The following is a 6,954-nucleotide window of genomic DNA, read 5'->3' as shown; positions in this document are numbered from 1 at the left end:
TGGCAGATCGCGAGCGAACTGGATGCGAAGCAAGCCCCAGCGGTGCCATCCTGGATGCCCAGGCGACGCGCTCGGGCGGCGTCGGTGTCGAAGGTCCACGCGGCTACGATCCAGCCAGGCGTGTCGTTGGGCGCAAGCGTCACGCGCTCACTGACACGGATGGGCGCCTGCTCGTAGCTGCTGTCTCGCCTGCTGATCTGCACGACAGCCACGGCGGCCTCGCGCTCCTGCGCGCCTCGCGCCGCCTTTGGCCCTTCTTGGCCCACTGTTTCGCCGATCGCGCCTACAGAGGCGATCGTTTGGGCACCGCCACGGCCATCACCGTCGAGATCATCGTGCCCAAGGAAGGACAGAAGGGCTTTGCCGTTCAACCGCGGCGCTGGGTGATCGACCGCACCTTCGGTTGGATCAGCCGGTGCCGCAGGCTGGCCCGCGATCATGAGGCGACGCCTTCCTCCGCGCTCGCCTTCTTCGTCTTGGCCGCCGCTATGATCCTCGTCAGACGATTGGCGCGTGCATTATGAAACGGGGTCTAACGCGAATGACATCGCGCTGGAGAAGGAGGTGGCGCGGTTCATCGGCGGCCTAACCGACCCGAGCGCTGACGCCGACCGTTTCGACGAAATCGACGGCACCGACCACTTCATCATCAAGGTCAACACGCAGAGCGGCGTGGCTGACCTCACGTTCCGCGACTCCTCGGAACACAAATTCGACCGCATCGACGCCGATCCGTTCCCGACCCAGGAATTCCTCGGCATCATCTCGGGCGGCGACCCGGCCCACCCGGAGTTCTACGGCTACGACAATTCCCTGAAGCTGGCGGTCGGGACGGACGGCAGCAGTCTCCGGGTCGAAGCCTATACCAACTACAGCGGGGAAGCCCTCGCGCTCGAAAAGGAAGTGCTGAGCTTCGTCGCCCCGCTGATTGACCCCGGTGCCGACCCGCACCGCTTCGATGCCGCCGATGGCACCGATCACTTCATCTTCACGGTCGATGCCAACGGTAGGGCGGACCTGACGTTCGAGGCGGTAGATCTGTCCGATTTCGAAGGCATCGACGCTGAACCGTTCCCGGTCAACGAAATCCTAGCCCTACTGACCGGCGATGCCGATGCGCCTGACAGCAACGGCGGCTATGGCGGCGGCACGGATGCGGGCGAGCACAACAGCCATGACTGGCACCATGAGGCACGGGCGGATCACGTTCATCACCACTCGGACGATCTGGTCCAGTGCGGCTGAGCCCTCGTAGGAGAGCGCCGTGATTGGCGGCTCTCCGTGGCCTTCAGCGAAGGCCGGGTGCAAGTTGATCACGCCGCTGCTTTGAGCACTCGCAACCGGTCACATCGCACGCGATGGCTGCATTCGACTACCTACACGTGAGCAATGGGCAACTATTCAACAAGCATCCGTGAATTAATTTGCGCCAAGCGGTTGTGGCAACTATCCGCGCAGCGAGTGCACTACAGTTCACAAGGAGGAGGCGTCATGTCGTGTCTTTCTCGAATCGTCCTGTGTGGGGCTCTGTTCGTATCGTTCTCGCCCGCATACAGCCAAGAATCTACCGCGAACCGCAGTGACTCGCTTCCCGCCAAGGGTGACTTCCGCATCACCTTCACGGCCGTCAACATGAATCCCATGAAACCCATCATGCTCGATTCGAAGCGGGCCTTCACCACCGGAAATTCGGTTATGACCGCCATCAATCAGGATGGAAAGGGTCTGCTCCACAACATGGCGGGTCGCTGCACCACGGCCGTGACCATCGACAGCGACGCCAAGACGTTCGGCTACACGGGCTTCTGCGACTACGCGGACAAGGATGGTGACCACGTCTTCGAGAGCTACGAGTACCCGGTTCAGCCCATAGCTCCATACGTGAAGGGCAGCGCCGAGTGGACGGGCGGCACTGGCAAGTTCAAGGGCTTGTCCGGAAAGTTTGACCTGCGCTCCTCACGGCTCGCCGCCCCTGTCGAGGGTGTAACCCAAACGGCGGGTGAGAAGATCGGCTCGTATTCGATCGAGACTACCTCAGCTTCCCGTTAGGGTTGAACGCAAGTGCGGCTAGGCAATGCTTGTGCAGGTTGCCAGCGATGCCTCGACCCGTGGTGCGGCCGATTCGGGCGCTGATCGCCCGCGCAACGCACCTAGGCGGGCAGGTGAACCGCAGAGTCCAGAGGACCGAAAAGCCGAACTGCGCCTGCTTAGCTGTAGGTGGCGATGCCACTCAGATCGTCGTCTGAAGCTCTGGAGATGAGACCAGGGCCGAACACGTTTAGCAGGCGCGGCTTGGTCGGACCGACTGCCGGGCTGCAGACCTGCTCGGGAGAGCTTACTTGCTCGCTGGACGCCACTGCGCCGCACTCCGAGCTTGCGGTCGCTACGAACGCTAATAGGGCTGGAAGCGGTGCCTTGGCAGTGAGGGTAGACGAGTAGGGCGGCGTGATCCTGCTCAGCCGGCCTCAGGTAGGTGCCAGCGGGCCGGGGAGCGCTCGCTCAGCCTCTTCCAGCAGTCGCGCCTCGTGCCTGCGCAGCAGGACCACGAGCCAGACCAGCCCAGCCGTGGCCAGTACCAGCAGGGCGATACCTACCGGTCCGGTCACCGCCTCAATGCGCGAGCCGAAGAAATAGGCTCCGCAGGCAAACATCGTCGCCCACACTAGGCCGCCCGTGGCGTTGAACAGGAAGAAGCGCGGCCACGCCATCCGATTGGCACCCGCCAACAGCGCCGCCAACACGCGCAGCACGGCCACGAACCGGCCCAGGAACACGACTTTGCCTCCGTGGCGCAGGAAGAGATAGCGCCCGAGCTTGATCTTCTGGGGCGTGATGCCGATGCGCGGCCCAAAACGGATGAGCGTCCGCTGCCCCACGCTGCGGCCGATCCAGAAGCCGATGCTGTCGCCAATCACCGCTCCTGCCACGGCTGCCGCAATGACCGCGCCGAGGGAGAGATTGCCGGTTGCTCCAGCGTAGAGGGAGGCGGTGACGAGACACGTCTCACCAGGGAGCGGCAGGCCCATGCTCTCCAGACCGATCACCAGCGCCACGATCCAGAGCCCGTGCGTCGCAATCAGATGGGACAGGTCACCGAGGATGAACTCCAGCATGCACGCACAGACGCCTGGATCGACACCTTATACCAACCGGCGGTGAGGGAGACTCACGGGGTTTTCCCAGCGCGGCAGCTGTGATTCGATGAAGCGGACGGAGGGGTTTGCCATGTCCGCTGCCGTGCCGCTGCGCGAGGACTTCAGTGCCGATGATCTGCGGCGCCTGGCTCGGGCGAGCCGGGATGCCGGCCAGAGCCGCCGGCTGTTGGCGCTGGCGACGATCTACGAGGGCGGCAGCCGCAGGGACGCGGCCCGGACCGGGGCGGTGGGCTTGCAGACGGTGCGCGACTCTCGTGCTCGCCTTCAACGCGCAAGGCCCAGCGGGGTTGATCGACCGCAAGGCGCCGGGCAACTCACCCAAGCTGGGCGCGGCCCAGCGGCAGGCACTGGCGCGGGTCATCGAGGAAGGGCCGGATCTGGAGCAGGATGGCATGGTGCGCTGGCGTTTGAAGGACCTGGCCGCCTGGGTCTACGCCAGCTTCGGGATCAGCCTGGACGAGAGCACGCTCGGCCGCACGCTCAAGCAGATGGGGTTTCGCAAGCTGTCGGCCCGCCCACGCCACCATGAGCAGGACCCGGCCGCCTTGGCGGCGTTCAAAAAAGCCTGCCCGCCACCGTGAGCGCGATCCGCGCGGGCTTGCCGCCTGGAACAGCCATCGAGCTGTGGTGGCAGGACGAAGCCCGCGTCGGCCAGAAGAATACCTTGCCGCGCCGCTGGGCACGTCGTGGCAGCCGCCCCTCGGCCCTCAAGGATCAGCGCACGGCCTACGCCTACATCTTCGGGGCGATTTGCCCGGAGAAGGGCAAGGGGGCCGGCCTCGTCCTGCCCCGCTGCGACAGCGAGGCGATGAGCCTGCATCTGGCTGAGATCAGCCGCAGCGTCGATCCCGGCGCCCACGCCGTGCTGATGCTGGACGGCGCGGGCTGGCACAGCGCCCACGACCTCCTCGTGCCCGCCAACATCACCCTGCTGCCGCTGCCGCCCTGCGCGCCGGAACTCAACCCGGTCGAGAACGTCTGGCAGTTCCTCCGCGACAACTGGCTCGGCGACCGGATCTTTGGCTCCTACGACGACCTCGTCGATCGCTGCTGCGAGGCCTGGAGCCGCTTCATCGACCAGCCTTGGAAGATCATGTCCATCGGCCTGCGCGATTGGGCCTATCAGTTATGATCACCACCGATTGGTATTACAGGTGAGCTAGGGACCTTCCCGACCAGCCGCAGACACACGGCTAGGCGGCTGGTGGGAGACGCAGCACCCCGGTTCAGTCGCAGTCTTCTCGGTGCACAGCCTTCGAGTCACCGACCTCGTTCTCCTTGCGCACAGTCGTGTGCGAGCAGCCGCCTCGCCGCTCAACCGCCGTGCCGCGATCAGGTCCCGTGGCAGCATGCCCAATGCCCGCACCCACAGCAGCACCGACCGGTCCACCAACTGCGCCACCGGCAGCAGCACCTTCTTCAGCAGCAAAGGCTGGGGCGCTCACGAGCGTGGCAGCCGCGAGCAGAAAAGCTATCCGCCTCATCGTGCGTCTCCGTGTTTCTGATTCCGAAGAACCGCAGCACCGCCCACTCCATTCCTTTTCCAGCAACTCGGAACGGTCCTTGTCTGCTGCTCGTTTGGGCGGTTGGGAAGTTAGGCTTTCTGACCCACTTGGAGGAAGCGATGGACAAGGATCGAGTGGAAGGCGTGGCCACCAACATGGGCGGCAAGATCAAGGAAGGCGCTGGCAAGCTGACCAGCGACGAGAAGATGCGCCGGGACGGCGTAATGGATCAGGTCAAAGGCAAGATCCAGAACGTCGTGGGCGGCATCAAGGACACGCTCAAAGGCAAGTAGCAGCCGATTGGCCCTCCCGGACCCGTGACCGGGCTGGTGAGGGCTGCCTTGGAAAGGAGAAGTACGATGCTGAAAGGTGGTCTTCTGTGGTTGCTCGGCATTCCGCTGCCGATCATCTTGCTGCTCTGGCTGTTCGGCGTATTTCACTGAGCGCCCAGACCGGAGCGGCCCTGCTCTCGCAATAAGCGCAGCGAATCACTACTCAGAAGCTTACTTCCGCAACGAGTCGAGCCATGGCTCGGCCGTAGCATAGATCTCGCCGCTCTGCCGCCAATCGTCGGTCGTCCTGCCCGTGATCTTTGCGACGTAGTCCCGCGTCTCCTTCGGCAGCAGCGAACGGCCGGAGAGCCAATCCCTGACCCGCTGCGGGCCGGCGTTGTAGGCTGCGGCGGCAAACCCAAGGTTTCCGAAACGGGTCCGGTACTCCTTCAGCAGTTCTGCGGATTTCGGGATGGCTTCGAAGGGGTTGAACGGATCTACCAGCCCGCGCGCGCTCGCAGTTCCTGGCATGAACTGAGCGACCCCTTGCGCACCTGCTCGGCTGACGGCTCGGTGGTTCAAGCCGCTCTCCTGTCGCAGAAGGCGCATCAGGAACTCGACCGGCAGGCCGTTGATGACCGCAGCATGTTCGATGAACTCGCTCATGCGCTGCTTGTCACCGAAGAAGGCCGCCGACCAAGCCTCCTCGATCGTCTGGAACGCGGACCGCTCGAAGTGGATGGCGCTGCCCATTATGAGCGCCTGCTGCGCATAGGCGTAGGCAGCGCCTCCAGCAGCAGTGGTCGCAACGATGCTTGGCATGGCCATGCCCACCACGACCGGAGGAGGAGCTTCGGTGGCCACGACTGGACGGCTCAGTGCATCATCGCGCAGCGGAGCGTCAGGGGCATAGACGAGCAACGCGGCGGCTGCGGCGAGCATACCGACCTGTCGGTTCGCGGCGAGCCGGTGGACGGCAGTCATGAGCGCGCGCCGAGCCTCCCTGGCCCGGTACACACTCACACTCGTCTGCCGAAGGAGTTCCATTCCGGGTCCGAACACGACACGTATGGCCACGCTTGCATGGCCGCGACGCTCCCTCAAGCTTGATCGCGCGGCATCCTAAACAACACTGCCATGACGGAAGTTGGGCCGAAGTTCGGGCTCCGCGTAGTCTCGTCCGTTCTACACAGGCTGCTCGCGACTACCGAATAGAAGGAGCGATGGCGGACGAGACTTCTGATTCCGGCGATGCCCTGAGGTCGCGCCATGCCATCCGCAGCACAGTCGCTCAGAAGGCATACCAAAGGCCGGACCACTGCAATGGGGGGAGAATCAAGTGGTCGACGAGTCAGCCTCTCACTATGGGACCGATTCGTGCTGATCAGGGCCAATCGGGTTGGGGCATGGACCCCTTGCTTGCCTCTGTGAACTATCCTGTTCACGCTCTCCTTGCGCGATGCCCCCAAGCAAATTGCGTGATCGCCCCCGGGTCCTAGTCTTCCATCAAGTGATTGCTGCTTCAGCGCTATTCGTTACGGCGACCGCAGCGGAATGCTCCCATCGAGCGGCAAATTGCCCCCAGGTGCCGCCAATTTTCCCATTTTGCAGTGCGGCAACAATGCGGCTTTTGTGCAACTCTCGCTGCCCGAAGCGCAAAGCCGCGCCATTCCCGCTGTCATTCCGAGCGCGGCTGTAGAATAGTTCTCAGCGTTGAGACTTGAGGTGGGGCCGTAAGGGGGCGCTTGGCACCATTGGGGCGGAAGCCGACGCGGTCGGCAAACCGGCAATGTTGTGCACAAGGCTACGGGGCGCACGCCTGAAATCCTTGGGAAGGAAAGACAAAATGATGAAGAACTGGCTCGCCGCGGGAGCGGTCGCGCTCTCCGTCGGTATGACCGGGACCGCCGCCTTCGCTCAGACCACGACGGTTCCGGGTGAGCAGGTCGGCCTCGCGGTCGGCGCCCCGCTCCCCGAGGGCGTCTACGCGCTGAACACGTTCCTGTACCGCTCGCCCGACGT

6 protein-coding genes and 2 pseudogenes are annotated in these 6,954 nt (G+C 64.0%); 6 read left to right on the top strand and 2 right to left on the bottom strand.

The annotated features are described in order from the left end of the window. The 3 genes from E1J50_RS25150 to E1J50_RS25140 form a co-directional block, all read left to right on the top strand. The coding region (locus E1J50_RS25150) for a transposase (RefSeq protein WP_245516751.1) at positions 1–524 on the top strand (524 nt) is incomplete at its 5' end. After that, the gene (locus E1J50_RS25145) at positions 514–1,245 is read left to right on the top strand and encodes a hypothetical protein (protein WP_132256886.1); all 732 of its coding nucleotides are present in this window, start codon (positions 514–516) and stop codon (positions 1,243–1,245) included. The genes E1J50_RS25150 and E1J50_RS25145, both read left to right, overlap by 11 nt. Positions 1,246–1,491: 246 nt before the next feature. Next, positions 1,492–2,049: a hypothetical protein gene (locus E1J50_RS25140; RefSeq protein WP_132256884.1), complete on the top strand. Its 558-nt coding sequence runs from the start codon at positions 1,492–1,494 to the stop codon at positions 2,047–2,049. 416 nt (positions 2,050–2,465) lie between these two features. Here the strand turns inward: E1J50_RS25140 and E1J50_RS25135 are convergent, their stop codons facing one another. Beyond that, the gene (locus E1J50_RS25135) at positions 2,466–3,113 is read right to left on the bottom strand and encodes a DedA family protein (RefSeq protein WP_132256882.1); all 648 of its coding nucleotides are present in this window, start codon (positions 3,111–3,113) and stop codon (positions 2,466–2,468) included. 112 nt (positions 3,114–3,225) lie between these two features. Here E1J50_RS25135 and E1J50_RS25130 point away from each other — a divergent pair. Beyond that, positions 3,226–4,287: pseudogene (locus E1J50_RS25130) on the top strand (IS630 family transposase). 492 nt (positions 4,288–4,779) lie between these two features. Next, on the top strand, positions 4,780–4,953 hold the full coding sequence (locus tag E1J50_RS25120) for a CsbD family protein (protein ID WP_132256878.1): 174 nt from the start codon (positions 4,780–4,782) through the stop codon (positions 4,951–4,953). Positions 4,954–5,163: 210 nt separating this feature from the next. Here E1J50_RS25120 and E1J50_RS25115 read toward each other — a convergent pair whose 3' ends face one another. Continuing rightward, the gene (locus E1J50_RS25115; protein WP_207919292.1) at positions 5,164–5,916 is read right to left on the bottom strand and encodes a lytic transglycosylase domain-containing protein; all 753 of its coding nucleotides are present in this window, start codon (positions 5,914–5,916) and stop codon (positions 5,164–5,166) included. A gap of 862 nt (positions 5,917–6,778) precedes the next feature. On the opposite strand from E1J50_RS25115, the pseudogene E1J50_RS28235 reads away from it, so the two are divergent. Continuing rightward, positions 6,779–6,954 (top strand): annotated as a pseudogene (locus tag E1J50_RS28235) (transporter); the annotation flags it as partial.

The organism is Methylobacterium segetis, assembly GCF_004348265.1.
GTDB classification, from domain to species: domain Bacteria; phylum Pseudomonadota; class Alphaproteobacteria; order Rhizobiales; family Beijerinckiaceae; genus Methylobacterium; species Methylobacterium segetis.
The sequence above is the reverse complement of the archived record's forward strand: the minus strand, read 5'-3'. Positions and strand labels throughout refer to the sequence as shown.

What these genes read in the sequence shown, in the direction of transcription:
- E1J50_RS25135 (WP_132256882.1), bottom strand. Translation starts at nt 3,113, where the DNA reads ATGCTGGAGTTCATCCTCGGTGACCTGTCCCATCTGATTGCGACGCAC.
- E1J50_RS25115 (WP_207919292.1), bottom strand. Translation starts at nt 5,916, where the DNA reads ATGACTGCCGTCCACCGGCTCGCCGCGAACCGACAGGTCGGTATGCTC.
- E1J50_RS25140 (WP_132256884.1), top strand. Translation starts at nt 1,492, where the DNA reads ATGTCGTGTCTTTCTCGAATCGTCCTGTGTGGGGCTCTGTTCGTATCG.
- E1J50_RS25120 (WP_132256878.1), top strand. Translation starts at nt 4,780, where the DNA reads ATGGACAAGGATCGAGTGGAAGGCGTGGCCACCAACATGGGCGGCAAG.